The 24,249-nt window shown below is 71.1% G+C and carries 25 protein-coding genes; 12 read left to right on the top strand and 13 right to left on the bottom strand.

Annotated features, from left to right (window positions below; translation table 11 throughout):
- Positions 1–36: 36 nt before the first annotated feature.
- Positions 37–1,329: an APC family permease gene (locus ACFRFH_RS15230; RefSeq protein ID WP_382463835.1), complete on the bottom strand. Its 1,293-nt coding sequence runs from the start codon at positions 1,327–1,329 to the stop codon at positions 37–39.
- Positions 1,330–1,428: 99 nt separating this feature from the next.
- Positions 1,429–1,809 (bottom strand): SHOCT domain-containing protein, encoded by a 381-nt coding sequence (locus ACFRFH_RS15225; protein ID WP_382463834.1) that lies wholly within the window; start codon positions 1,807–1,809, stop codon positions 1,429–1,431.
- A gap of 201 nt (positions 1,810–2,010) precedes the next feature.
- Between ACFRFH_RS15225 and ACFRFH_RS15220 the strand changes: the two genes are divergently transcribed.
- Genes ACFRFH_RS15220 through ACFRFH_RS15205 form a run of 4 tightly spaced genes read left to right on the top strand, consistent with a single transcriptional unit; the run spans position 2,011 to position 5,457 of the window.
- Entirely contained in the window at positions 2,011–3,492 is a 1,482-nt protein-coding gene (locus ACFRFH_RS15220; RefSeq protein ID WP_382463833.1) for an anaerobic C4-dicarboxylate transporter family protein, read from the top strand.
- 24 nt (positions 3,493–3,516) lie between these two features.
- The gene (locus ACFRFH_RS15215; RefSeq protein ID WP_382463832.1) at positions 3,517–4,869 is read left to right on the top strand and encodes a M20/M25/M40 family metallo-hydrolase; all 1,353 of its coding nucleotides are present in this window, start codon (positions 3,517–3,519) and stop codon (positions 4,867–4,869) included.
- Positions 4,870–4,895: 26 nt separating this feature from the next.
- Positions 4,896–5,123 carry a hypothetical protein gene (locus tag ACFRFH_RS15210; RefSeq protein WP_382463831.1) on the top strand — a complete coding sequence of 76 codons (228 nt, stop codon included), beginning with the start codon at positions 4,896–4,898 and terminating at the stop codon, positions 5,121–5,123.
- Between the two features lie 43 nt (positions 5,124–5,166).
- The gene (locus ACFRFH_RS15205; RefSeq protein WP_382463830.1) at positions 5,167–5,457 is read left to right on the top strand and encodes a hypothetical protein; all 291 of its coding nucleotides are present in this window, start codon (positions 5,167–5,169) and stop codon (positions 5,455–5,457) included.
- A 19-nt stretch (positions 5,458–5,476) separates the two neighbouring features.
- On the opposite strand, the gene ACFRFH_RS15200 is transcribed toward ACFRFH_RS15205, so the two are convergent.
- On the bottom strand, positions 5,477–5,749 hold the full coding sequence (locus ACFRFH_RS15200; protein WP_382463829.1) for a hypothetical protein: 273 nt from the start codon (positions 5,747–5,749) through the stop codon (positions 5,477–5,479).
- A 190-nt stretch (positions 5,750–5,939) separates the two neighbouring features.
- Here ACFRFH_RS15200 and ACFRFH_RS15195 point away from each other — a divergent pair, with 190 nt between their 5' ends.
- A complete protein-coding gene (locus tag ACFRFH_RS15195; protein ID WP_382463828.1) occupies positions 5,940–6,233 on the top strand; it encodes a hypothetical protein in 294 nt (97 codons plus the stop codon).
- 5 nt (positions 6,234–6,238) lie between these two features.
- Here ACFRFH_RS15195 and ACFRFH_RS15190 read toward each other — a convergent pair whose 3' ends face one another.
- Positions 6,239–8,575: a glycoside hydrolase family 5 protein gene (locus ACFRFH_RS15190; protein ID WP_382463827.1), complete on the bottom strand. Its 2,337-nt coding sequence runs from the start codon at positions 8,573–8,575 to the stop codon at positions 6,239–6,241.
- A gap of 108 nt (positions 8,576–8,683) precedes the next feature.
- Here ACFRFH_RS15190 and ACFRFH_RS15185 point away from each other — a divergent pair, with 108 nt between their 5' ends.
- Positions 8,684–9,529: an SDR family NAD(P)-dependent oxidoreductase gene (locus ACFRFH_RS15185; RefSeq protein WP_382463826.1), complete on the top strand. Its 846-nt coding sequence runs from the start codon at positions 8,684–8,686 to the stop codon at positions 9,527–9,529.
- 81 nt (positions 9,530–9,610) lie between these two features.
- On the opposite strand, the gene ACFRFH_RS15180 is transcribed toward ACFRFH_RS15185, so the two are convergent.
- Together ACFRFH_RS15180 and ACFRFH_RS15175 are read right to left on the bottom strand one after the other, a co-directional pair.
- Positions 9,611–11,377: an ABC1 kinase family protein gene (locus tag ACFRFH_RS15180; protein WP_382463825.1), complete on the bottom strand. Its 1,767-nt coding sequence runs from the start codon at positions 11,375–11,377 to the stop codon at positions 9,611–9,613.
- Between the two features lie 4 nt (positions 11,378–11,381).
- Complete coding sequence (locus ACFRFH_RS15175; RefSeq protein WP_382463824.1) at positions 11,382–11,978, bottom strand: PadR family transcriptional regulator; 597 nt, start codon at positions 11,976–11,978, stop codon at positions 11,382–11,384.
- A 173-nt stretch (positions 11,979–12,151) separates the two neighbouring features.
- Here ACFRFH_RS15175 and ACFRFH_RS15170 point away from each other — a divergent pair, with 173 nt between their 5' ends.
- The 3 genes from ACFRFH_RS15170 (at position 12,152) to ACFRFH_RS15160 (ending at position 14,711) form a co-directional block, all read left to right on the top strand.
- Positions 12,152–13,801 carry a DUF2510 domain-containing protein gene (locus ACFRFH_RS15170; RefSeq protein WP_382463823.1) on the top strand — a complete coding sequence of 550 codons (1,650 nt, stop codon included), beginning with the start codon at positions 12,152–12,154 and terminating at the stop codon, positions 13,799–13,801.
- A 95-nt stretch (positions 13,802–13,896) separates the two neighbouring features.
- Positions 13,897–14,466: a molybdenum cofactor guanylyltransferase gene (locus ACFRFH_RS15165; RefSeq protein WP_382463822.1), complete on the top strand. Its 570-nt coding sequence runs from the start codon at positions 13,897–13,899 to the stop codon at positions 14,464–14,466.
- Positions 14,466–14,711, top strand: a complete 246-nt coding sequence (locus ACFRFH_RS15160; RefSeq protein WP_382463821.1) for a DUF6457 domain-containing protein — start codon at positions 14,466–14,468, stop codon at positions 14,709–14,711. Before ACFRFH_RS15165 ends, ACFRFH_RS15160 begins: the two co-directional genes overlap by 1 nt.
- Before the next feature lie 6 nt (positions 14,712–14,717).
- Here the strand turns inward: ACFRFH_RS15160 and ACFRFH_RS15155 are convergent, their stop codons facing one another.
- Complete coding sequence (locus tag ACFRFH_RS15155; RefSeq protein WP_382463820.1) at positions 14,718–15,227, bottom strand: hypothetical protein; 510 nt, start codon at positions 15,225–15,227, stop codon at positions 14,718–14,720.
- Positions 15,227–17,197 (bottom strand): primary-amine oxidase, encoded by a 1,971-nt coding sequence (locus ACFRFH_RS15150; protein WP_382463819.1) that lies wholly within the window; start codon positions 17,195–17,197, stop codon positions 15,227–15,229. The genes ACFRFH_RS15155 and ACFRFH_RS15150 overlap by 1 nt, the downstream gene beginning before the upstream one ends.
- Positions 17,198–17,791: 594 nt before the next feature.
- Here ACFRFH_RS15150 and ACFRFH_RS15145 point away from each other — a divergent pair.
- Genes ACFRFH_RS15145 through ACFRFH_RS15135 form a run of 3 tightly spaced genes read left to right on the top strand, consistent with a single transcriptional unit; the run spans position 17,792 to position 19,130 of the window.
- Positions 17,792–18,442, top strand: a complete 651-nt coding sequence (locus tag ACFRFH_RS15145; RefSeq protein WP_382463818.1) for a TetR/AcrR family transcriptional regulator — start codon at positions 17,792–17,794, stop codon at positions 18,440–18,442.
- 29 nt (positions 18,443–18,471) lie between these two features.
- Complete coding sequence (locus tag ACFRFH_RS15140; protein WP_382463817.1) at positions 18,472–18,738, top strand: type II toxin-antitoxin system Phd/YefM family antitoxin; 267 nt, start codon at positions 18,472–18,474, stop codon at positions 18,736–18,738.
- On the top strand, positions 18,735–19,130 hold the full coding sequence (locus ACFRFH_RS15135) for a PIN domain-containing protein (RefSeq protein ID WP_382463816.1): 396 nt from the start codon (positions 18,735–18,737) through the stop codon (positions 19,128–19,130). The genes ACFRFH_RS15140 and ACFRFH_RS15135 overlap by 4 nt, the downstream gene beginning before the upstream one ends.
- A gap of 18 nt (positions 19,131–19,148) precedes the next feature.
- Here the strand turns inward: ACFRFH_RS15135 and ACFRFH_RS15130 are convergent, their stop codons facing one another.
- Genes ACFRFH_RS15130 through ACFRFH_RS15110 form a run of 5 tightly spaced genes read right to left on the bottom strand, consistent with a single transcriptional unit; the run spans position 19,149 to position 24,087 of the window.
- Positions 19,149–20,540 carry an aspartate ammonia-lyase gene (locus ACFRFH_RS15130; RefSeq protein WP_382463815.1) on the bottom strand — a complete coding sequence of 464 codons (1,392 nt, stop codon included), beginning with the start codon at positions 20,538–20,540 and terminating at the stop codon, positions 19,149–19,151.
- Positions 20,537–21,694, bottom strand: a complete 1,158-nt coding sequence (locus ACFRFH_RS15125; RefSeq protein ID WP_382463814.1) for a M20 family metallopeptidase — start codon at positions 21,692–21,694, stop codon at positions 20,537–20,539. The genes ACFRFH_RS15130 and ACFRFH_RS15125 overlap by 4 nt, the downstream gene beginning before the upstream one ends.
- 7 nt (positions 21,695–21,701) lie before the next feature.
- On the bottom strand, positions 21,702–22,373 hold the full coding sequence (locus ACFRFH_RS15120) for a DUF1028 domain-containing protein (protein ID WP_382463813.1): 672 nt from the start codon (positions 22,371–22,373) through the stop codon (positions 21,702–21,704).
- Positions 22,370–22,810 (bottom strand): RidA family protein, encoded by a 441-nt coding sequence (locus ACFRFH_RS15115; protein ID WP_382463812.1) that lies wholly within the window; start codon positions 22,808–22,810, stop codon positions 22,370–22,372. Before ACFRFH_RS15115 ends, ACFRFH_RS15120 begins: the two co-directional genes overlap by 4 nt.
- Complete coding sequence (locus ACFRFH_RS15110) at positions 22,810–24,087, bottom strand: flavin-containing monooxygenase (protein ID WP_382463811.1); 1,278 nt, start codon at positions 24,085–24,087, stop codon at positions 22,810–22,812. Before ACFRFH_RS15110 ends, ACFRFH_RS15115 begins: the two co-directional genes overlap by 1 nt.
- Positions 24,088–24,249: the final 162 nt, after the last annotated feature.

Here is a 24,249-nt window from a genome sequence, read left to right as displayed (position 1 = left end):
GCGTCTTCCTTTCTGCGGGAGCGGCGGGCGGGTGCTTCAGGCCGCCCGCGCCCTCCGTCCGCGCGCCGCGGCCTTCCACCCGAAGTCGATCACCACCGCCAGCACCAGGATCGCGAGCAGCGCGAACGCCGTCGTGGGCTCGTTCACGAGCGTGGTCGTGCTGAAGATCACGAACGTCCCGAGCGTGGCCAGCAGGCCGATCACCAGCACCACGATGTTGCCGCCGGTCTCGTGCCGGATGCGCAGGTGGGCGATGCTCACCGCCGAGAACACCAGTAGGGCGACCGCGCTGCCGATGGAGGCGATCGCGTTGAGGTTGAAGAACGACACCAGCAGGATCGCCAGCACCGCCATCACGACCAGCCCGGCCGGGAACGGTCCCCACTTGCGGCCGAAGAACGGCGGGAACTGGCCGACGCTCGCCAGGTGCTGCGTCATCCCGATGGACGGGTAGAGGCCGGCGTTCACCGCGCCGGTCGTCGAGAACAGCGCCGTCACCACCATGAGCACATACCCGGCCTGTCCCAGCACCGGCTTGGCGGCCTCGGCGAGCGCCGTCGACCCGTACTTCACCACCTCGTCGGCGGTGAGTGTGCCGAACACCCCGAGCGACACCGCGACGTACACCGTCGTGGCGATGAGCAGCGCGAAGTAGATGGCTCGCGGCAGCTGGCGCGCCGGATTCGGGAGGTCCTTCGCCGTGAACGTGATGACGCCGAAGCCGAGGAACGCGAAGAACGTCAGGGCGACGCTGGAGATGATCTGCTGCCAGCCCGGATAGCCGGAGGGCGCGAGGAGGGCCGGGTTCCAGGTCGCGATCGTGACCACCGCGAACACCACCAGGATGACGAGCACCACGCTCACGATGACCGATTGCACGCGCGCGACCGCCGTCGAGCCGACGGTGTTGAGCCCGCTCATCACCAGGATGAGCAGCACGCCGAGCACCTTCGCCCAGAAGGGATCGTCGTGCGCGACGACCGAGCTGGCGTAGCTGCCGAACGACGACGCGATCATCGCGACCACGATCGACCCTGCGGTGAAGAACAGCCACGCGCCGATCCCGGCGATGTGCCCCTCCCCGAATCCTTTCGACAGGAACGTGAGGATGCCGCCGCCGGAGGGGTACTTGGATCCGAGCTTCGCGAACGAGTAGCCCTGCAGGAAGGCGATGATCCCCGCGATCAGGAACGACAGCCAGACCGCCGCGCCGGCGACCGCGCCCGCCGCTCCCAGGAGGGCGAAGATCCCCGCCCCGACCATCGAGCCGACCCCGATGTAGGTCGCCTGAAGCACCGTCATGCGCTTGGCGCCCGTTGTCGAACTCATCCGCGACCTCCGATCACACTCCCCAGCGGTGTCCGGACGCGGGCGCCGCGCGCGGGGGGTTGAACCGCCGCGGCGCCCGGAGCCGGTGATCCGTGTGCGCTAGCCCAGCGCGCGCGCCTTCAGGTGCGCGAACTCGTCCGGCGTGATCGCGCCAGCGTCCAGCAGGGCCTGCGCTTTGGCGATCTCGTCCGCCGGGCTCGTCGTGGAGGTGACGTCGCGGATGTGCGCGTCGACCGCGGCCTGCGTGTCGACGGCCTCCTTCATGTTGCGCTCCGCCATGCCGCGGCCGCGGGCGATGAGGTAGACCAGCGCGGTGAGGAACGGCACGAAGATCAGGAAGATGATCCAGACCGCCTTCCACCAGCCGTTGAGCTTCTGATCGCGGAACAGGTCGCCGATGATCGCGAACAGCGCGAACAGGTAGGCGACGAACGCGAAGCACCAGAAGAACAGCCAGACGGTACTCCAGAAGTTGCTCATTTCGGTCCTCCCCCGTTAGTGCCGGCCCTCTTACCGGCGACCGGAATGTAACCCCGCCCGGATGCATCTGGCTACACCCGGTTTTTTCCCCTATTCCCATCCCGGCCGGGGTGATGCATCCTGTGGCCGGACGGGGAGCCGGCGCTGGGGAGACGGCACTGCGGAGACGGCACTGCGGAGACGGCACAGGGGAGGCCGATCATGGAAATCGCCTTGGTCATCATCGAGGGGTGCGTCGTCATCGGCGCCATCGTGCTGGGGGTCAGGACCGGCGGGATCGGCCTGGGGCTGTGGGGCGTGGTCGGCACCGCGATCCTCGTGTTCGTCTTCCGGCTGCCGCCCGGGTCGCCACCGATCGACGCCTTCTTCATCATCATCGCCGTCATCACCGCGTCGAGTGCGATGCAGGCCGCCGGCGGCATCGACTACCTGGTGTCGATCGCGTCGAAGATCATCCAGCGCAACCCGAGGCGCCTCACCTACGTGGCACCGCTCGTCGCGTTCGTCTTCACCGTCCTCTCCGGCACGTCGAACATCTTCTTCGCGCTCATCCCGGTCATCTACGAGACCGCGTACCGCAACGGCCAGCGGCCGGAGAAGGCGCTCGCGGCCTCCACCGTCACGTCGGGCCTCGGGATCACGGCGAGCCCGGTGTCCGCGGCGATGGCCGCCTACCTGGTGCTGATGGAGTCGAAGGGCTTCGGCCTCCCGCAGGTGCTGGCGATCACCATCCCGTCGGCGATCGTGGCCTGCATCGTGACCTCGTTCGTGCAGCAGCGGGTCGGCAAGGAGCTACTCAGCGACCCGGTGTTCCTGAAGCGCGTGGAGGCCGGGACGGCGGAGGTCCCCGACGCACTGGAGCGCCGGTACGAGCAGCAGGTCGGCCTGGCGGCGCCCGCCGCCGCGACCGCGGGCGAGGAGGGGACCGGCACCCCCGGCGCCGCTCCCACCGCTGTCGCCACCAAGCCGCCGCGCGGGGCCGGCCGGCTCTCGAAGGAGGAGGCCTCCGCCATCGAGCACCCCGTCCCACCGGGAGGCCGGACCGCGGCGTGGATCTTCGTCGTCGGCACGCTGCTCGTGGTGCTGCTCGGCCTGTTCCCGTCGCTGCGCCCGGCCTTCCCCGACGCGGAAGACAAACCGCAGCCGCTCGCGATGGCGATCGTGATCGAGATGGTGATGTTCACCGTCGCCCTCGTCATCATCCTCGTCCGCCGGGTGAAGCCGTCGCTGGTGGTCGAGCAGCCGCTGCTGCGTGCGGGCTATGTGGCCGCGGTCGCGCTGTTCGGCATCGCCTGGATGGCCGACACGTTCATCTCCGCCAACGAGGAGACGATCATCAAGCCGCTCGGCGAGCTCATCCAGGCCAACCCGTTGCTGCTGGCCGTCGCGCTGTTCATCGTCTGCGGTCTGACGACCAGCCAGTCGGCGACCACCAACACGCTCATCCCGATCGCGCTGACCGCGGGGCTCGCCCCCGGGGTCATCACGGCGATGTGGCCGTCGCTGATCGGCGTCTGGCTGTTCCCGGCCAACGGCTCGCAGATCGCGTCGGTGGAGACCGACCGCACCGGCTCGACCAAGCTGACGCAGGTGCCGATCTGGCACTCCTTCACCATCCCGATGCTGGTGTCCTGGGTCGCCGTCGTGGCCTCCGGCCTCCTGATCCAGCTCGTCATCCACTGACCGCCGCATCCCGGAGGAGACACCATGACCGACACCGCAGCCGACGTGACGGCAGCCGCGAAGGAGCTGATGCCCGACGTGCTCGAGCGGCTCGACGCCCTCGTGCGCATCCCGTCCGTCGCCTTCCCCGGCTTCGACCCCGAGCCCGTGCACCGCATGGGCCAGGCGGTGGTCGAGATGTTCGCGGCGGCGGGCGCGGAGGGCGTCCGCCTGCTCGACGTGCCGGGAGGCTACCCCTGCGTGTACGCCGACCTGCCCGGCCCCGACGGCTCCCCCACCGTCCTGCTGTACGCGCACTACGACGTGCAGCCGGCGCCGGAGAGCCAGGGCTGGTCCAGCCGGCCGTGGGAGCCGACCCGCAAGGAGAACGGCCGCATCTACGGCCGCGGCGCCGCCGACGACAAGTCGGGCCTGGTCGCCAACTTCGCCACGCTGAAGCTGCTCGGCGCCGACCGCCCCTGCCGCGTCATCCTGCTTTCGGAGGGCGAGGAGGAGACCATCTCGCACCTGGAGGCCTTCGTGGAGGCCAACCCCACCCTGTTCGCGTGCGACGCCGCGGTCATCGCCGACATCGGCGGCCAGGAGGTCGGCCGCCCCGGCCTCACCGTCGCGCTGCGCGGCGACGTCGCGTGCACCGTCACCGTGCGCACGCTCGCCAACCCCGTCCACTCGGGCGAGTTCGGCGGCGCGGCGCCGGACGCGATGACGGCGATGATCCGCATCCTCGACACCCTGCACGACGAGAACGGCGACACGGTGATCCCCGGCGTCGACTCCGGACGGTGGGACGGGGCTGCGATGGACGAGCCGGTGTACCGGGAAGGGTCGGCCATCCTCCCCGGTGTCGCCTTCCTGGGCACCGGCTCTTTGGCCGACCGGATCTGGATGAAGCCCTCGGTGACGGTGCTCGGGATGGACCTCCCGAACACCGCCGAGGCGTCGAACGTGCTGCTGCCGTCGGTGACGGCGAAGCTGTCGATGCGCATCATCCCGGGTTCGGACGGCGACGCCCAGCTGGACGCGCTGATGGCGCACCTGCGGTCGCAGCGGCCGTGGAACTGCGAGGTCGAGGTGGAGAAGGTGAAGGTCGGTCACGCGTTCCGGGTCGACGAGAGCCACCCCGCCATCCCGGCCGCGATGGACGCGATGCGGGAGGCCTACGGCCGCGACGTCGAGTCGATCGGCAGCGGCGCCTCCATCCCGCTGGTCGCCTCCCTGAAGAAGGTGTCGCCGGAGGCGGCGATCCTGCTGTGGGGTGCAGAGGACACGAAGCAGTCGCGTATCCACGCCTCCGACGAGTCGGTCGACCCGGACGAGATCGAGCGGCTCATCGTCACCCAGACCCTTTTCATCCGGAAGCTCTCGGCCGCGATGTAGGCCGGCACGGGACACGGGGACGGTCGATGCGGGAGCTCGCCAGGTTCGCGGGGGCGGTGGCCATCGTCGCGCTTGTCGCCCTGGCGACGACCCCGGGCGCCGCGCTCAGCACAGTACGGCTGGTGGACGCGCTGGTGGTGCTCATCGCTGCGGCGCTGTCCGCCTTCTGCGCGGGGGTCGCGGAGGTGCGGCGGGCGCGGGAGGTCGACGCTGTGGCGGCGGATGCGGTGGCGAAGGCGCAGGTGCCGTCGTAGCCGCATCGCAGTGTCGTACGGCTGCGCTGTGTAGTTTGTTCCCATGACCGACCTCCCGGACGCGCTCCCCGCCGACTACGAGCCTTCGCACGTCTTCCGGGTGGTCGCGATGCCGCTCGACCGCGGCTGGGGCGTCTGGCTGCGCGCCGCCGACGACAGCGTCATCCACAGCTTCGGGATCGGGCTGCCTCCGGAGATGCCGTTCCGGCCCGACGTGCTGGAGGTGCTGGGGCCGGTGCTCAACCTGCAGTTCCGGCTGGCGTACATGGACGACTCGGCCTGGGACGAGCTGGAGAACCACTGGTCGGCCGTCGTGTACGAGTACACGCGGTAGCACTCAGTCGCCGGCGCACTCAGTCATCCGGCGTCGTCACCTGCTCGACACCGTCGCCGTCCGCCACGGTGCCCGGCACGGTCCCCTCGTAGAGGTAGGCCGCCGCCTCCGGCCACGCGCTGGCGTCCACCAGGCGGAACACGTCGACCGCCGCGGCGCCCTCGAACGCCGCCGCCGCCCGGATCACCGCGGGAGGCCCTGCGCCGACGATCGGGAGCCGCCTGCTGACGCTCTCCGCCGAGTCGTCGGGGTACAGGAAGACGGCCACGAACGTGTCATGCGCCTCGTCCATGACCCACCCCCGAAAGTCGTCTCCGCAGCGCAGCCGGGACGCCGCACCTCTACCTTCCGGCACCTCCCCGAACCGTGTGGCCGCATGATGCACCAGCCGTCACGAGCGCGGCAAGACGCTGCACCCCCTCGCCCGGGGGACAAAATCTCGGGAATAGCCAAGGCCGTGCCGCAGGAGGCACAATCCGCACATGAGCGAAGCCAACGCCACCGGCCCGACCGCCCTCGGCCCCGGCACCGTGCCTGGGGGCATCCCACTCAAACTGCACCTGAGCGAGCCGGAGTACGCCGCGCTCGTCCGGATCGCACTGCACCGCCACACCACAGCGTCCCACCTCGTGGAGACGCTCGTCCTGCGCGCGCTCGAACACGCCGACGTGCCGCCGCCGGCCGACTCGTCGCCGAAACGGTCGCACACGACGTACGACGAGGCGACCCGCGGATTCACCCGCGACGGGGAACGGGTGACGCTGCCGGAGCGGTGAGCGCCTCAGCTGTTCGTGTCGAGGGTGTAGCGGGCGGTTGCGCAGCCGCTCACCAGCCAGCCGCCCGGCGCGGCGGTGATCTGTACCTTCGTGAGCCCGGTCGAGTGCAGGTGGGGTCGCGCCGTGCCCGGCACCCAGACCTCCAGCCCGCAGCTCGCGCTCTGCGTCGCCCCGGCCAGCAGGAGGTCCGCGCCGTTCGCCGTCAGCGTCGTCACCGTCCCGGGAGCCGAGCGCGGGTAGGCGCGGCCGAGCACGCGCAGGAGGTCGTCGCGCTGCGGGGCGTCGCCTCCGGTCGCGCAGTCCTGCACCATCAGACCGTCGCCGGTCTTGCCGATGCCGTTCTGCGGGTCGCCGCAGGCCTGCTTCCACACCCAGTAGGCGCTGCCGAGCCAGTTCGCGTCCTCGGCCTTCGCGTAGCGGGCGAGGCGCGCGTCCACATCCGAGGTGTCGCCCCAGTAGCCGTACTCCCCCGACCAGAGCGGCGCCCCGTACTCGTCGGCGACCCGCTGGGCGAGTGTGAACTGCCGGTCCAGCCCGACGATCGGCGGGAGGCCGAGCGAGCGGTCCATCGTGATCGACTCCGCGTAGAGGTGCGGTGAGAACACGATGTTGCGGTCGGACGTGAAACCGGGCGTCGGCCCGCTGTCGAAGCCGAGCCCCGACCAGAGGATGCTCGGCTCCACGACCACGAGCTGCTGCGATCCGGCCGCGCGGATCGCCCCGATCGCCCGGTCGTAGAACCGGCCGAGTAGGTACGACGTGGTGACCGGCGCCGTCTCGCCGAACCCCGGCTCGTTCAGGAGGTCGTAGCCTGCGACCGTCGGGTCGTCGCGGAACGCGGCCGCCAGCTTCCCCCAGGTGGCGACGAGCGCCGACTGCACGCCATCGGTGTCGAAGTAGAAGTTCTGGAACGCCCGGTCGCCGGCCGGCGAGATGTCGCGTCCGGTGAACTGGCAGCGCGGCGCGCCGTCCGTGATGGTCGCCCAGGCCGGTGCGCCGTCATAGCCCCACATCGGGTCGGTGCCGGGCCGGCAGTCCGTCCCGGTGGGCGTCGCGCCCTTCCACCAACCGTCCTGATGCATGTCGAGCACGATGTAGAGGCCGTGCTCGCGCGCCCAGCCGACGGCCTGCCGGATCGTGCGGAGATAGCTGCTCGACAGCGTCCCGCGCTGAGGTTCGAGCGCGGACCAGGAAAGGTTCAGCCGCACCACGTCGAAGCCCTGCGCCGCGATGCCCGCGAAGTCGGCCTCCGTGAGCGGGCGGGTCGCCGGCACGCCCTTCGTCGGCTGGTAGAAGTCGACGAGCTGGTTCACGTTGACGCCGCGCAGCAGCACCTGGTCGCCGCGGCCATCCGTGATGACCCGGCCGGAGGCACGGAGGAAACCGGCCGGTGCCGCACCCGAGCTCGCACCGGCGGCGGAGGCCGGCGCAGTCGATGGCACAGCGAGCGCGACCACGACGCCGATCACGACGATCGCCGCGGCCGTCGCCCGCGCCACGCGCACGCGGCCCGCGACGGGGACGCGCTCCACGACGAGCGCGCCGACTCCTGCCACCCAGCCCACGCACGCCCCGAACGAGAGTCCGTCGGCGATCGCCACGTAGGCCGCCATCCCCGGCCACAGGTCGCCGTTCAGGCCGCCGTCGACCGCGAACGCGACGACCGCCTGCACGACTCCGACCATCCCGCCCGCGACCAGCGCCGCGAGCCAGCCGCCCAGGACGCCGGGGACGCGCCGTCGCATCCAATTCAGGCACAGCACCGTGGCGAATGCGATCAACAGCACGGCGACGATCACCGACAGCGGGCCGTGGTCGGGGCGTGCCACCGGGACGCCAGGAGCGTAGGCGGGACTCGTCCACCAGAAGCCCGCCAGCAGCGGGGCGGCCGCCGCGACGAGCGCGGCAGGGATCCACGGCGGTCCGCAGCGGTGCACGACCCGTCGGGTCGGCCCGCCGAACCATCGCGCGAACGCCGCAACGAGAAGGGCGGCGGCCACTGCCTTCGCCGTCACGTAGCCCGCCGCCCACGCGCTGACCGCGAGGTTCCCCGTCATCACGAGGGCGGCCGCCGCCTGCGCGAGCAGAACCGCCAGCACGACCCCGGCCACCAGCGTCCAGTACCGCTCGCCCGCGCGGAGCGCCGTCCACCACGTCATCCCGAGCAGGACGGGGAGGAAGACCAGGGAGGGAGCGAACGGCCAGACGCCAGCAGTCGCGGAGGGCTGCGCCCCCGACCAGCCGACCAGCGCGAGCAGCCCGGTCGGGTCGAGGACGGCCTGGAGGATGACCAGGACCAGCGCGGCGGATACCGCTACAAGGGGACGGCGGACCGACTTCATGGCACTCCATCGTGTCAAGGCTTCAGGCGCATGCCGACGTTGGCAGCCAGCACAGAATCCTTTATTTGGCACTCAGTGTCAAGTTGCGCCGGGTGGGAGGATGAAACCGTGACCGAATCGATTCTGCTCATCTCCGGAACGTCCTCCGGTATCGGCCTCGCGACCGCGGTCGCCGCCGCACGCCACGGGTTCACCGTCGTGGCGACCATGCGCGACCTCGGCAAGGCGTCCGCGCTGCAGGCGGCGGCCGACGCCGCCGGCGTCACGCTCGACCTGCAGCCGCTGGATGTGACGTCGCCCGCCTCCATCGAGGCCTGCCTCGACCACGTCCGCTCGACCTACGGGCGCCTGGACGCCCTCCTCAACAACGCCGGTTCCGGGCATCTCGGGACGGTGGAGCTGGAGTCCGTCGACGATGTTCGCGCCGTGATGGAGGTCAACTTCTTCGGCGTCGTCGCCGTCACCAAGGCCGCCCTGCCGCTGCTGAGGGAGAGCCGCGGTCGCGTCGTCACGGTCTCCAGCGTCGGCGGCGTGGTGGGCCAGCCGTTCAACGAGGCGTACTGCGCCGCGAAATTCGCCGTCGAAGGCTTCATGGAATCGCTGACCCCGGTCGCCGCGACCGTCGGCGTCGCCGTGAGCGTGATCGAGCCCGGCGCCGTGACGACTGAGTTCGTCGCGAGCGTGCAGGCTCAGGAGGCGCCGGCCGTGGCGGGGACGCCGTACGAGGGCGCGCTGAACGCCTACCTCGCCCGCACCGCCGCCGCGTTCGACCCGGCCGCGGCGCAGACCCCGGAGGGCGTGGCCGACGTGATCGTGGAGACGCTGACGGCGGCCGAGCCTCCCGCGCGCGTGCAGACCTCGGAAGCGGCGCGCCGGTTCGCGGGCGTCAAGCTCGCCGACCTCGACGGCGCCCACGTCCAAGCCGTCACCCGCCACTGGGTCACGGGCGCCTGAGCCGCGCACTCGGCGTCGAGGGGCGCGTAAACGCCCCTAAAACACGGTTTTAGGGGCGTTTACGTGCCCCTCGGCACTCCGCTAGCGGCGGCGGCCGCCCACGAGGACGTAGATCAGCGGCAACGCGGAGACGCTCATCAGCACGATCCCGAATGCCTGCACCGTGGGCAGCAGCACGGCCCCCGCGACCAGGAACCCGCTGAACAGCACCGCCGCGATCAACCGCCGGGTGACGCGTTCGAGCCGCCCGATCCGCTGGTCGAGCCCCGGCGTCTTGACCGAGAAGTTGCCCTCCTCGATGCGGTTGACCATCCCGTCGAGCCGTTTCGGCAGCCGGACGGTGACGCCCGCGATGGAGGCGGCCTCCTTCAGCGCGTCCTGCACCATGTTGCCGCTCTCGTCGCGCAGCAGCTGCGTCGCGTACGGCTCGATCGAGTCCCACAGGTTGAACTCCGGGTCGAGCGCGCTGCTCACCCCCGACGTCAGCGATATCGCCCGCACGATGAGCAGGAAGTGCTCCGGCAGCTGGAACGGCAGCGACCGGATCACGTCGCCGAACTGGATGGCGAAGTCGCGGAACTCCCGCTGGTCGACGTCCCGCAGCTGAGCGAAGCCCATCCCGCCGAACCGCGCGAAGAGCTGGGTCATCGCCCGCTCCAGCTCGGACGTGTCGGAGGTCGGCAGCAGCACCCCGACGTCGCGCATCGCGTCGACGAGCCCCTTGCCGTCGCGCCCCGCCGCCGCGATGAGGAGCTTGCGGAGGCCGCGCCGCGTGCCGTCGGGGACCTCCCCCATCATCCCGAAGTCGATGAACGTCAGCTTCCACGGGTGCGCGGTGGTCGCGTCCATCCCGTCGGCGGCGAGCGTGGGATCGGGCGTGACGAAGATATTGCCCGGGTGCGGGTCGGCGTGGAAGAACCCGTTCGTGAACAGCTGGTCGAACATCACCGAGGCGAACACCGGCGCGACGTGCGCCGGGTCGATCCCCGCGGCGCGCAGCGCGAGCACATCGGTGATCTTGATCGCCGTCACGTCCTCGAGGGTGAGCACGCGGCGCGTGGTCCGCTCCCAGACGACCTCCGGGACCGCTACGCGCGGGTCGTGGGTGAAGTCCTCCGCGAACCGCGCCGCGCTCCTGGCCTCGTGGAGGTAGTCGATCTCCTCCAGGCTGGTCGCCGCGAACTCCTCCACCAGCGCCGGCATGTCCACCCGGTCGGACACCACCCTGACCCGCTTCAGCCAGCCGCCCACCCGCCGCAGCGCCGCCAGGTCGACGTCGACGATCGCGTCGATGCCCGGCCGCTGCACCTTGACGACGACCGTGTCGAGCCCGGTGTCGTTCCTGTCCTGCTCCGCGAGGCGCGCCCGGTGCGCCTGCCCGAGCGAGGCCGCCGCGACGGGAACGGGGTCGATGCTGTCGAAGACGCGCTCCAGCGGCATCCCGAGCTCCGCCTCGGCGAGCCGCCGGATGGCGTCGAACGGGACCGCAGGCACCTCGTCCTGCAGCCCTTCGAGCTCCTTCGTGATCTCCGGAGGGAGGACGTCGAGCCGCGACGACATGAACTGCCCGACCTTGATCATGAGCCCGCCGAGCTCGACGGCGAGGTCGTGGAACCGCCGCGCGAACGCGGTGAGCCGCTTGGTGCGCCCGCGCTCGCTGAAACGGCCGAGCCCGATGCGCGGAAGGAAGAGGTCGTACCACCAGATGTGGACGAGGTTGGCCGCGGCGAACCGCAGGATGCGGCGGTAGCGGGCCCGGGTGTTGCCGGCGCCCGCTACTGCTGCTGTCCTGCTGTTCGTCCCTGGTGTCGTCGTCGCGCCTGATCCGGCCGCGTCGGGCGCCGCCACCCGCTCAGTCCTGGGCGTCCTGGGCGAGGATCGAGTACAGCTTCCGCCGCGCCTCGTCGAGGACCGCGGCGGCCTCCTTCACCTGCTCGGGCGTGCCCGTGCGCCGCACCTGGGCGGCGGCCTGCGCGAGCGCCATCCCCGCCTTGGGAAGCTCGGAGTCGAACGGGTTGTGCCCGCCGCTCCAGTTGCCCGGGCCCCAGGGCGGGCTCGTGGTCTCGCTCTTCTCCTCGGGCGCCCACGGCGCAGGCCCGGCCTCCTCGGCCGCAGCCTTGCCCTCCTCGGTCAGCGCGTACGTCTTGCGCCCGTTGGACTCCTCGGCCGTGATGAGCCCCTCGTCGGCCAGCAACTGGAGCGTCGGATACACGGACCCGGCGGACGGCTTCCAGCTCCCGCCGCTGCGCTCCTCGATCTCCCGGATGATCTGGTACCCGTGCATGGGCTTCTCGGCCAGCAGCGCGAGCACGGCGGCGCGGACGTCGCCGCGGCCCATGCGGGTGCCGACCTTCTTCTCGAACTGCGACCGGAGCTGGTCGAAGGCCTGGAAGAGGCCGTCGGCGTTCATGTTGCCCCAACCGCCCCCACCGGTGAATGTTCCGCTCATGATGTGCCTCCTGATAAGGATCGGGTGAGTCGGTAACGATAGTTAACGATATATCGTTCAGGGCGGATTCGGGAGGGTTCTCAGCGCACACTCACCCCAATCCAGGGGCGATTTCATACCGAACGGTCGGCTTCTCGGTAGTCTGCTCTCACCCGACCCGAGAAAGACTCACAGTGAGCAATTCGATGCACGGCGCGTCTCCGCGCGTCGACTTCGCCGGGATCAACGCGCTCGCCACCCGACCGGCCGGCTACGCGGTCGCGCTGAAGTGCCTCCAGGTCCAGGCCGACGCAGAGGACCTCGACTCCTCGCTCCGGTCGGACAAGCACGTTCGGCTCCACCCGGACGCGTGGTCCTGGTATCAGGGCGCACTGGGCGAAATCGAGGTCGGCCGGCTCCTCGGCGCACTCGGCCCGGAATGGTTCGTCCGGCACTCCGTTCCGATCGGTGCGGACACGAAAGACGTCGATCACCTCGTCATCGGGCCAGGCGGTGTCTTCGCGATCAACACGAAACATCACGCGGGGGCCTCCGTCTGGGTGGGTGACCATGTGCTTCGGGTCAACAACGCGAACACTCCTCATCTGAAGATCGCCCGCACCGATGCGCTGGATGTCGGCCGTCGGCTGGCCGAACACGTCGGATTCCCCGTGCCGGTGACGCCGGTGCTCGCGGTGCTCAACGCGAGGGCGCTCAAGGACGTCCGTTCACCTCAGAACCGTTCGATCGTCGTGAAGGATGCCAGGCAACTGGTCGCCTGGCTCCGATCCCAACCTGCCCAGCTGAGCCCTGCCAAGATCGAACTGCTGAAGCTCGCCGCCGAGGAACCGACGACCTGGCACGTCGACCCTCGGGCTGCGGACACTCTCCGGATGATGCAGAGGTTCGAGCGGCTGGTCGCCCGGGCCGGCCTGTCGGATACGCACGCGTCGAGGCCGCCGTCGCGGACGGCCACTCGGCGTCCTGCAGCGGGCACCCGATCCGCTGCCTCGAGTCGCAGGGCCAGACACCCTGCTCCGAAGCTCGGCGACCCGGTCCGCGCGTGGTCGGGCGCAGCCATCGTCATCGCCGCGATCCTCATCATCCGGGCCGTGGCCGACCAGCCCTGCGGGTCGCCACTGGCATGCGTGTTCCCCTCCGTCTATACGGCGTGGAGGCCGCTGATGGTGTTCGGCGGATTCGTCGCCCTCGCCCTCGCACTGCTCCGAACCGGCCAGTACGCCTTCCCCCGAGCCGTTGCCATGCTTCGCGAGTGGCATACATCCCGCCCTCCGAAACCACAACGAGCGCCGACCTCCTCGCGCGCAGGGAACCGACACGAAAGGCACCCCATGAACCCTCCCGCCGGCTGGTACGCCGACCCCGTCACCTCTGGCATCGTCCGCTATTGGAACGGCACCGTGTGGACGGAGCACACGGCCCCGCAGGTACCCGTCCCCCCGATCGGGTACGGCGCAACCTCCGAAGCCGCCGCTGCCGAGACCTCGTACGGCAATCCAGCAGGCTACGTCTCCCTACCGTCGCACTCGTCGTACCTGCCGGCACCGGGCCCGCAGTACGTCGTCGCCGTCCCTCCGAAGAACAGCAAGGCGACCCGGGCGCTCGTGTGGGGAATCATCAGCATCTTCATCAACCCATTCGCACTGCCGTCGGTCCTTGCGATCGCCTTCGGCGCGCAGGCCCGCACGACGGCGGACCAGATGGAGCGGGCTGGGATCGTCGACTCGGGGCGGGGCCAGGCGACCGCCGGGCTCGTTCTCGGCTGTGTCGGAGCTGCGTTCTTCGTGTTGTGGGCAGTCATCTTCTTCACCCAGAACCGGTAACGCGGATCGGCAGCCAGTCGAGTTCTCAGTACGTGGCGCCGCCTTCACGCACCGGCGACTCGCACCCCTACCCCGACCGTGGCAGGCTGGACCCCGTGGCCCTCCCTCCCCCGCCGCCCGCCGCCATCGTCATCGCCGGCGGCCGCTCGACGCGTTTCGGCAGCGACAAGCTGCTCGCGGAGGTCGGCGGGCGCACGCTGCTGCAGCGCACGATGGAGGCCGTGGGCGGCTGCGCGACGGTCGTCCTGGTGTCGGCGACCAACGGGACGGTGCCGCGCGGGGTCGTGACCGTGTCCGAGTATCCGCGGTGGGGTGGGCCGTGCGCCGGCATCGCGGCGGGTGCCGCGGCGCTGCCCGAGGACACCGCCGAGACGCTCATCGTCTCGGCCGATCTTGCACGACCGGACCTCGCCGTCGCCGCACTGCACGCCATCCAGTTCGGCGTGCTCGCCGACCAGGACGGCAACGCGCAGTGGCTGCTCGCGCGCGTCCCGGTCGCGGCACTCCGGGCGCAGCTTGCAGAACTGGATGCCACCGGCGGCCCGGCCGGGCGGCCGGCCCGCGCACTGATCGGCCACCTCGGCCTCCCGATCGTCCCCGCCCACCGCGACGCGGTCGCGGACATCGACGAACGGCACGACCTCGAACGAGCGAAGGAGCACTGATGGAACCGCAGGAACTCGACGCATGGGCCGGCGCCGCCGCGCGGCGGCTCGGGGTGGGTCTCGAGCCGGGCGATGTGGCCGCGCTGCTCGACCTCGCGCGGGATGCCGCCCACGGGGTGACCCGTCCGGCGGCGCCGCTCACGGCCTACATCGCCGGCCTGGCCGTCGGGTCGGGGCGGTCGCTGGAGGATGTCGCTCGCGAGCTGCGGGTGGCGATCGCGGAGGCCGGCCCGGGCGAGGGCTGAACCCGCCTACATCGCCGCCATCAGCAGGACGCCGACCGACATCCCGGCGACCTCGCCGAGCTCCAGGAGCCCACGCGCCCCGCGGCGACGCGTGAGGTGACTCTCCCGCGCCATCGTGACGAGCAGCCACGCGCTGTACGCGAGGTACCCCGCGACGAACGCGACCACGATCACGCCGAGCGACACCCCGTGCGCGTGCGCCGAACCGGAAGCACCGCCCCGCGACATCCCCAGCGACATCCCTACCAGCGCCGCCATCGTCACCCCGCCCAGCGCCCGGTGCAGACTCATCGGCGGCACCCTCCCCGACCGCCGCTGCAGGGCGAACCCCGCCGACGCCAGCGACAGCACGATGGCGGCCAACCCGACGCCGGGCACGGACGACCCGAGCACGCAGCCCAGCATCGCCAGCACCATCAGCCCCGCCGAAACCCACACCCGCACCGGCCGCGGCGACCCCAGCAGGCAGCAGGCGGAGACCGTGGAGGCCCCGAGCGCGCCAACGTCGAGGAGCATCAGTGGCCGCAGGTGCAATCGGCGCCGCAGGAGGCGGAGGCTTCCGCACCCGAGTGGCACGACGACGCCGACCGCGGCACATCCAGCGTCGGGTTCCGGTCGAAGAATCCGTACGGCTTCAGCGTGAACCCGGCGTAGTCGACCGGCATGATAGGCCAGTCCTCCAGGCGCGGGAAGTGCGTCAGGCCGAACGTGTGCCAGACCACGATGTCCTCGCCGTCGAGCGGGCGGTCCTGCGCGACGTACGCGGGGAGGCCGGCGCCGCCCGGGTGCAGGTTCACCGCGTAGCCGGCCGCCCACAGCTCGGACGGCTCGTACTGCGTGACCCAGAGGTGGTGCGCGGCGAAACCCGCGCGGCGGCGCTGGTGGGCCTCGTCCGCGGTGAACAGTGCGGGTTCCGACGACGGGTGCAGCACGTAGCTGGTCGGGCGGCCGACGCGGTTGCGGCGGGAGGCGCTGCTGATCGACCAGACGCGGCCCACCGAGCCGTCGGCGTCGCGCACGGCGCCGGACTCCGACGACAGCCGGGTGATGGTCCGTCCGATCGCGCTCCCCCACGGGTTGCTCTCCGACACGGGGACGCGGGCGACGTCGATCTCGTCGACGGAGTTGGCGACGCCGTCCACGGTCATGTCGAGCCGGGCGCAGAACATGTGCTGGTGCACCGGAGCTCCGAGCCCCGGTGCGAGCGGCGTGGAGTACGGGTCGTCGCCGCCGTCGTGGGCGCCGGTGAAGACGATCCCCGTGGCCTTGGCCTCCACCTCGAACGTCCCGTCGAGGTAGAAGTAGAAGTAGAAGCCGTAGTCGTAGTTGCCGACGGTCGTGAAGAACGACACGACCAGGCGGCGCTGGCGGCGGGCCTCCGAGGTGTGGGTGAACTCGTCGGTGTGCTTCCAGAGGATGCCGTAGTCCTCCTCGTGGATGCAGATCGCGTTCGTGATGGTGCGCGGGTTGCAGAAGTCGTCGGCGACCACGGCGTCCAGGTAGAAGATGTCGCCGAGGCAGTCGCAGCCGAGCTCCAGCGAGTTCGCGAGGCGGCCGAACTGGTACTCGCCGGCGTCGTAGTAGTTCTGCCAGCCGTGGATGGGCGTCGGGTCGGCGTAGTTGACGACCATCTCCGAGATGGAGGCCCGGTACAGGATGGGTCGGCGCTCCTGCTGGTAGGTGAAGGCGACGTCGTGGAGGGTGAGGCCCTCGCGGCCGTTGAAGCCGACGCGCAGGTCCCAGTTCTCCCAGCTCAGCACGCCGTCCCGGTACTCGAAGCTGACGCCTTCCGGCTGCGTGATCTCGATCGGCTTGAGCGAGGTGCGCAGCGAGCAGGTGACCTCCGGGTCGAGATAGTCGCCGGACTCCAGCGGAACCGTGTCGATCGGGGTCTCGACCAGGCGGATCACCGAGCGCGAGAGGGTGTCGACGTGCGCCACCACGCCGTCGATCGGGTGCGCCCACGGGAGGTCGGACGGGCTCTGCTGGACGAACGCGAGCACGCGGAACATCCGGCGGCCCTCCTCGTCGTCGTAGTCGAAGTGGCCGGCGGTCAGCGGGCAGGTGCGGACGGTGCTGACGTCGTGGATGCCGCGCTTGGCGAGCGCCGCGACCCAACCGGCGTCGGCCTTGACGATCTCGTCCACGAGGGTGAACTCCTCGTCCAGGACGGGCGCGGTTCCCTCGGTGACGGGGTCGAGCTCGCGGGTGTGGACGACCTCCCCCGCGGTGAGGTCGGCGACCGCCTGCGTGACGGCGCCGGTCGAGAAGTCGAGCAGCAGGGCCTCCACCTCGCGGTGCAGCGTGGCGGCGCGGTCGGGGTCGAGGACGTCGCGCTTGTGCGGCTCGCGCAGCATGACGTAGGTGAACCGGGTGTGCTCGGTCACCAGGCCGGCGGCCGCGAACACCTGGCGGGCGCGGTCGATCTCGGCACCGGTGAGCGCGGCGAGCGGGTGGGAGGTCGCGGTGGCGATCGTCAGGGACATTCCAGAACTCCTTCGTCGGTGGATCCCGATGGTTATTGACTGTAGTGTCAAAAACCCGGATTGGGAAGGGCGCCTGCAGAGAACGGAGGAGTTTCGGGGCAGCACGCCGGGCGGGGGCGGGTCGCGGAGGAGATTCGGGGCCGGGGCGGGCGGATGTCCTCCGTTCGCGACGCGGGCGGGAGCGGGCGGGAGCCCTCCGCTGGCGACGGGCGTGGGAGGGTGCGGGAGTCCTCCGCTGACGACGCGAGTAGCGGAGGAGATCGTCGCCTGCGAAGGCCAGATGTCCTCCGGTAGCTGCGGTTTCGGGGTTGCGCGGGGGGGGATCTCCTCCGTTGGCGACGCGGGTGGGGAGCGGAGGAGATTCGGGACGGCACGCCGGGCTGGGGCGGGTTGCGGAGGAGATTCGGGGCCGGGGCGGGCGGATGTCCTCCGTTGGCGACGCGGGCTGGGAGCGGGCGTCTCCGTTCGCGACGCGGATGCGAGCGGAGGAGGGCGGGGACTGAAGGGGTCGAGTGTCCTCCGGTGGCTGCGGTTTGGGGGGTTGGGCGGGCGGATGTCCTCCGTTGGCGACGGCGCGTCGGGCAAGATGGGGGCGTGCCGAAGATCGTCGATCACGACCAGCGCCGCCGCGACATCGTGGACGCCTACCTGCGCGTGCTCGCGCGCACCGGCGTCGCGGGGACGCACGGCCGCTCCGTCGCGGCCGACCTCGGCGTGGTGCCCGGCACGCTCTGGCACTACTTCGACTCGGTGGAGCAGATCGCGGAGGCAGCGGCCCAGCGGGGAGTCGAGCGCACGCTGGAGCGGATCGCCGCCCGCGCCGGCGACGCCCGCGGACTCGCGGCGCTGCTGGCGATCGCGGAGGAGATCCTGCCGACCTCCGCGGTGACCCGCGAGGAGGCGCGCGTGGTGGTGGCGTTCTGGGGCCAGGTGCACCCGGGCTCCGACCCGCGCTCGGCGTTCGGCCGCACGCGCGAGTTCACCGAGCTCACCCGCACCGCGCTCGCGCAGGCGGTGGCCGACGGCGAGCTCGTGGGCACCACTCCGGTGGAGCCGCTGGTGCGCCTGCTCGACTCCATCTACGCGGGCGAGCAGGTGATCTGGGCAGCGGAGTCCGTGGAGGACGACGTGAGCCGGGTGCGCGCCACATTCGCGACGGCGGTGCTGCCGTGGCTGGACGAGAGCGGGTCCCCGGCCACGGGAAGGCTGCAGGACTGGGCGGGTGTCGAAAAGCATCGTAGATAAATGTCTACGGCATCGGGTAGCCTGGGGGGATGATATCGACCATCGATGACCACAGCATCACCGTCGGGCAGCTTCGGCAGAACCCGACGAAGATGCTCGCCGACGTCCAGAGCGGCGAGCGCTACGTGGTGACCAACCATGGTCGTCCTGTCGCCGACGTCGTGCCTCACGTCGAGTCGGCGTGGGTCCCGGTCGAGCGGGTCGCTGCGCTGCTCGAGCGCAGCGGCGACGAGGATTGGGCACGCGAGCTCCAGGACCAGCGGGCCGAGCAGGATCTGCGAGACCCCTGGCAGTGAGGGCTCTGCTCGACTCGAACGTCCTGATCACCGGCGGGTACGTCATCCCGGAGGGGATCACCGATGTCGCGATCTGCTCCGTCTCCTACGCCGAGCTCGAGCAGGGACTCGTGGCGCCCGGGCTCGACCCGTCGGTGCTCGCCGACCGCAAGCTCCAGGTCCTGGAGATCCGGCAGGCGTTCGGGAGCGGCCTCCCGTTCGACGATGTCGCGGCGATGTATTACGGGCGGATCGTCGAGGCGGTACAGGCAGCGGGCAGGTCGCCGCGCGGGAGGATCGCCGACCTGATGATCGCTGCGGTCGCCCGGGCGCACGGCGCCGCGATCGTCACGCACAACGTCGCCGATTTCGCCGGCCTCGAACGCATCGTCCGCGTGATCCCCGCGGACTGACTCGACGGTCCCGCCGTTTCAGCGCATGCCGGTCAACACCCGCGGGTCCGTGATCGCGTCGTACTCCTCCGCCGTCAGCAGCCCGCGTCCGACGATCGCCGCCCGCACGTCTCCCCCGGTCTCCAGCGCCTCGTGCGCGATCTGCGCGGCCGTCGTGTAGCCGATCCGCGGCGTCAGCGCCGTCACCAGCCCGACCGATGACGCGACGCGTGCCCGCAGCAGCTCCGCATCGGCCTGGATGCCGTCGACACAGTTCACCCGCAGCGTCCGGCACGCGTTCGTCAGCCAGGTGAGCCCCTGCAGCAGCGCGTTGGCGATGACCGGCTCGAACGCGTTGAGCTGGAGCTGGCCGTTGTCGGCCGCCATCGTGATGGACACGTCGGCGCCTGCGATCGCGAAGGCGACCTGGTTGACGACCTCCGGGATCACCGGGTTGACCTTGCCCGGCATGATCGACGAGCCTGCCTGGCGCGGCGGGAGGTGCAGCTCGCCGAAGCCGAACTGGGGGCCGCTCGACAGCAGGCGCAGGTCCGAGGAGATCTTCGAGAGCTTGATCGCGGCGCGTTTCAGCGCGGCGGAGACCAGCATGAAGACGCCGGTGTCCGAGGTCGCCTCGATGAGGTCGGTGGCGGTCACGAGCGGGAGGCCGGTCAGCGCGGCGAGGTGGCGCACGACCGCGGTGGCGTAGCCGGGCGAGGCGGTGATGCCGGTGCCGATCGCGGTCGCGCCGAGGTTGATCTCCGCGAGCAGCGGGATGGTCTCGGTCAGCCGGAGGTTGTCTTCGTCCATCGTCACCGCGAACGCCGTGAACTCCTGGCCGAGCGTCATCGGCACCGCGTCCTGGAGCTGGGTGCGGCCGATCTTCACATGGTCGCGGAACTCCACACCCTTGGCGCGGAACGCCGCCGCCAGCACCGCGTGCTCGGCGATCAGCCGCCGCAGCCCGATGGTGAGCGCGACCTTGACGGCGGTCGGGTACACGTCGTTGGTGCTCTGGCTGCGGTTGACGTGGTCCAGCGGGTGGATGACGTCGTACCTCCCGCGCGGATGCCCGAGGCGTTCGAGCGCGCGGTTCGCGATGACCTCGTTGGCGTTCATGTTCGTGGAGGTGCCGGCGCCGCCCTGGATCAGGTCGACCACGAACTGTTCGTGGAGGCTGCCGTCCACGATGTCCTGGCAGGCGGCGTCGATCACCTCGCCGACAGCCGGCTCCAGCACGCCGATCTCCGCGTTCGCCCGCGCGGCCGCCTGCTTGACCAGCGCCAGCGCGGTCACGAGCTCGGGATACGTCCCGATCCCCCGCCCGGAGATCGGGAAGTTCTCCACCGCGCGCTGCGTGTGCGCGCCCCAGTAGGCGTCGGCCGGGACCTCGACCGGGCCGAGCGAGTCGTGCTCGGTGCGGGTGGTCACGCGACGAACTCCACGACGGTCTGCGCGAGCGCGACGGCGGCGTCCCGCAGCGCCTTCTCGGCGAGCGGGCCGACGCACGCGGCGGCGAACTCGGGCTGGTGGTTGGTGGCCGGGAGGCTGCCGACGCCGACGTACGGGTGGATGGCGGGGACGACCTGCGACACGTTGCCCATGTCGGTGGAGGCGCGGTTCATCCGGCCCGCGGCGGACGTGCCGTCGAACACCCGGCCGAGCGCCTCCGCGTTCGCCCGGTACAGCGCGAGCGCGCGCTCGTCGTTGCGGAACTCGGAGTACGGCTTGCTCTCCGGCGTGATCGTGAGGGTCGTGCCGGAGGCGAGCGCGCCCGCCTCGAAGCACCGGTTCACCTTCTCCTCGATGCGCTCCAGCTCCTCCAGCGTCTCGGCACGGACGTACCAGCGGCCCTCGGTGCGGTCCGGGATGGCGTTGGGCGCCTGACCGCCGACCGTCTGGATGCCGTGCACGCGCGCCGAGTGCGGGAGCTGCTGGCGCAGCAGCCCGATGGCGACCTGCGCGACCACGAAGGCGTCGTTGGCGTTGACGCCCTCCTCCGGGTAGGCGCCCGCGTGTGCGGCCTTGCCGTCGTAGCGGACGTGCGAGTGCGCGACGGCGAACGGGCGCGCCTCGGCGACGTCCACCGGGCCGGGGTGCGCCATCACGGCGAGGTCGAGGCCGGTGAACGCGCCGCGGTCGAGCAGCTCGATCTTGCCACCGCCGCCCTCCTCTGCGGGGGTGCCGTAGACCTCGACGGTGATGCCGAGCTCGTCGGCGAGCGGGGCGAGAGCGGAGGCGACGCCGACGGCGATCGCAGCGATGAGGTTGTGGCCGCAGGCGTGACCGAGGCCGGGGAGCGCGTCGTACTCGGCGCAGACGCCGATGCGGACCGGGCCGGCGCCGGCGGTGGCGAGGAAGGCGGTGTCCAGGCCGAGGTACGCGGGTGTCACGGCGAAGCCGCGGGAGGCGAGCGCCTCCTGCAGGCGGGCGCTGGAGCGGTGCTCGTTCCAGGCGGTCTCGGGATCGGCGTGCAGCGCCTCCGAGAGCGCGACGAGCGACGGGAGGTCGGCGTCGACGAGCGTGCGGGCGCGGTCCTTCAGCGACGTCGCGGTCGCGATGTCACTCATCGCGGTGTCACTCATCGCAGTGTCACTCATCCCCGGGCACCCCGTAGCTGGGCGCTCCCGCCGGCATCAGCCCGCGCGTCACGTAGGCATCGCGCTGCGGTAGCCACGTCTCCACCAGGATCTCCCCCAGCAGTTCGACCGGGTTCTCCGCCCAGTCCACGCGGAGGTCGGTGACCCGCCAGCCGGCGTCGCGCACGACCGCGACGCCGGCCGAGTGCACCGGCCCCTCCTCGCCGCCCGCCGCGACCGCGGCCCGGAGCGCGGCCAGCAGCCGCACCTCCAGCTCGCCCGCGGCCGACTCGAACGCGTCCACCATGAGCTGGGGCACGTCGTCGCGCGCGAGCATGTTGCCCGCCGCGACCGCGTGCGCAGACTGCGCCTGGCCGTGGTGGCCGAGCACCTGGGAGCCGGAGTGGATGGCCGAGCGGCCGTTCCGGTCGATCACGAGGAGCTGCCGGTAGTCGATGTCCGGCGTGGAGTCCACGACCCACGCCAGGACCTCCTCCACCGGCCGGCCGTCGCGCAGGCCGTCGATGAGCTGCGGTCCGAGCCGGGGGTCGGTGATGTTCTGGGAGTGCGCGCCGCCGACGCCGTCGGCGAGGTTCACGCAGCGGGCGGCGACCGCGGGCGAGGAGGAGCAGATGGCCGAGCCGATCGCCCCCGTTCCGTCGACGGCGAGGATCGAGAACGTCACTCGGCGCCTCCCCCCACAGCCGCCGACGCGCTCAGCACGGCCGTGGCGTCGATCTCGACCAGCCACTCCGGCCGGGCCAGCGCCGAGACGACGATGCCGGTGGAGACCGGGAACACGCCCTTCAGCCAGCGTCCGACGACCCGGTAGACGGCCTCCCGGTAGCGCGGGTCGATGAGGTAGATGACGACCTTCACGATGTCGTCGAGGCTCGAGCCGGCCTCCTCCAGCAGCATGGCGATGTTCGCCATGGCCTTCTCGGCCTGCGCCTCCACGTCGCCGATGCCGACCGACTCGCGGGTCTCCAGGTCCTGGCCGATCTGGCCACGAAGGTAGACGACGCCGCCCGCGACGACGGCCTGGCAGAGGTCGTTGTCGAGGTTCTGCTCGGGATAGGTGTCCTTGGTGTTGAACGGGCGGATGCGGGTGTGCGTCGGCATCAGACGGCTGCTCCTTCCGCCGCGACCGCGGCGTTCTCGTACGACAGGTAGGTGCGCTGGATCTCGATCTGGTCGGCGATGTAGCCGGCGTCGTGCCAGACGCCCCAGATGAAGCTGGAGCCGCGCCGCGACTGCCACGGCAGGCCCAGGAAGTACACGCCGCGCTCAGCCGAGACGCCGCGCTGGTGCACCGGCTTGCCCGCCGCATCCAGCGCGTCCACCTGCAGCCAGCCGTAGTCGACGCCGAAGCCGGTCGCCCAGACGATGGAGGTGATCCCGGCCGCCGCGAGGTCGAGCTCGGTGACCGGGTCGGTCACGCACGCGGGGTCGGGGCCGAGGATGCGGGCCTCCGGCTCCTCGGGGAGGTCGAGGCCGTTGCGCTCGATGTACGCGTCCGCCTCGTCGAGCACCGAGAGGTAGTTGGCGTCGCCGGCGTGGATGTTGGCGGCCAGGTCGCCGCCGAACCGGAGGACGCCGTCGGCGTAGTCCTGCGTGCGGCCGACGAGCGTGATGCCGCTCTCGGCCAGCTCGCGGAAGTCCACGGTGCGGCCGCCGCGCGCGCCGCTGACCGCGATGGTCACATGCTCGGCGCCGGCGGCGGGGGCGGAGGCCTCCCACTTGCCGAGGACTCCCAGCCACCACACGTTGTCGCGGCCGCGGTAGCGGCGCGGCGGCCGGTCGTGCGGGCCGACGGACAGGTGCACCTGCCGTCCTGCGCGGCGCAGCTCGTCGGCGATCTGCACGCCGGAGGAGCCGGCGCCGACGACGAGGACGCCGCCGGCCGGGAGCCGGCCGGGGTTGCGGTAGTCGCTGGAGTGGAGCTGCTCGACGCCCGCGGCCGCCGGGATGACGGTGGGGATGACCGGCTTCTGGAACGGGCCCGTCGCGGCGACGACGTGGCGGGCGGTGTAGCTGCCGTCCGTGGTCTCGACCTGGAACCCCGGCGCCCCGACAGTGCGGCGGACCGACAGCACCTCCACCCCGCTGCGGATGGGGGCCTCCGTCATGGCGGCGTAGGCGACGAAATAGTCGGCGACGCGCTCCTTGGGGGCGAAGCCGTCCTGGTCGACGTCGTCGAACTCCAGGCCGGGGAAGCGGTCGTGCCACGCGGGGCCGTTGGCGACGAGCGAGTCCCAGCGTCCCGAGCGCCAGCGCTCGGCGATGCGGCCGCGCTCCAGCACGAGATGCGGGATGCCGCGCTCGGTCAGGTGGGCGCTCATCGCCACACCGGCCTGTCCCGCGCCGACGACGAGGACCTCGATTTCCTGGCTCGACATGCTGATCTCCTTCACTGATGGTGTGGCCATTGTCAGCAGCCGAGCGCGAATCTGTAAAACAATGAGAATCGCCGAATTGGATCAGTTGAAGTGATGCTTCGCGTGCGTTTCGCGCGCGTGAACACTCCATTTCGGCATTGCATGTTGCGCGGCCTGAGCCCA

The organism is Leifsonia sp. NPDC056824 (genome assembly GCF_042789575.1).
In the GTDB taxonomy this organism is placed as follows: Bacteria; Actinomycetota; Actinomycetes; order Actinomycetales; family Microbacteriaceae; genus Leifsonia.
Note: the sequence above shows the minus strand (reverse complement) of the source record. Positions and strands in the feature narration are given on the sequence as shown.

Coding starts and splice junctions, on each gene's coding strand:
- ACFRFH_RS15160 (WP_382463821.1), top strand. CDS start 14,466: ATGGAACCGCAGGAACTCGACGCATGGGCCGGCGCCGCCGCGCGGCGG.
- ACFRFH_RS15115 (WP_382463812.1), bottom strand. CDS start 22,810: ATGCCGACGCACACCCGCATCCGCCCGTTCAACACCAAGGACACCTAT.
- ACFRFH_RS15215 (WP_382463832.1), top strand. CDS start 3,517: ATGACCGACACCGCAGCCGACGTGACGGCAGCCGCGAAGGAGCTGATG.
- ACFRFH_RS15150 (WP_382463819.1), bottom strand. CDS start 17,197: ATGTCCCTGACGATCGCCACCGCGACCTCCCACCCGCTCGCCGCGCTC.
- ACFRFH_RS15140 (WP_382463817.1), top strand. CDS start 18,472: ATGATATCGACCATCGATGACCACAGCATCACCGTCGGGCAGCTTCGG.
- ACFRFH_RS15110 (WP_382463811.1), bottom strand. CDS start 24,087: ATGTCGAGCCAGGAAATCGAGGTCCTCGTCGTCGGCGCGGGACAGGCC.
- ACFRFH_RS15205 (WP_382463830.1), top strand. CDS start 5,167: ATGACCGACCTCCCGGACGCGCTCCCCGCCGACTACGAGCCTTCGCAC.
- ACFRFH_RS15195 (WP_382463828.1), top strand. CDS start 5,940: ATGAGCGAAGCCAACGCCACCGGCCCGACCGCCCTCGGCCCCGGCACC.
- ACFRFH_RS15220 (WP_382463833.1), top strand. CDS start 2,011: ATGGAAATCGCCTTGGTCATCATCGAGGGGTGCGTCGTCATCGGCGCC.
- ACFRFH_RS15175 (WP_382463824.1), bottom strand. CDS start 11,978: ATGAGCGGAACATTCACCGGTGGGGGCGGTTGGGGCAACATGAACGCC.
- ACFRFH_RS15225 (WP_382463834.1), bottom strand. CDS start 1,809: ATGAGCAACTTCTGGAGTACCGTCTGGCTGTTCTTCTGGTGCTTCGCG.
- ACFRFH_RS15125 (WP_382463814.1), bottom strand. CDS start 21,694: ATGAGTGACACCGCGATGAGTGACATCGCGACCGCGACGTCGCTGAAG.
- ACFRFH_RS15190 (WP_382463827.1), bottom strand. CDS start 8,575: ATGAAGTCGGTCCGCCGTCCCCTTGTAGCGGTATCCGCCGCGCTGGTC.
- ACFRFH_RS15155 (WP_382463820.1), bottom strand. CDS start 15,227: ATGCTCCTCGACGTTGGCGCGCTCGGGGCCTCCACGGTCTCCGCCTGC.
- ACFRFH_RS15200 (WP_382463829.1), bottom strand. CDS start 5,749: ATGGACGAGGCGCATGACACGTTCGTGGCCGTCTTCCTGTACCCCGAC.
- ACFRFH_RS15230 (WP_382463835.1), bottom strand. CDS start 1,329: ATGAGTTCGACAACGGGCGCCAAGCGCATGACGGTGCTTCAGGCGACC.
- ACFRFH_RS15210 (WP_382463831.1), top strand. CDS start 4,896: ATGCGGGAGCTCGCCAGGTTCGCGGGGGCGGTGGCCATCGTCGCGCTT.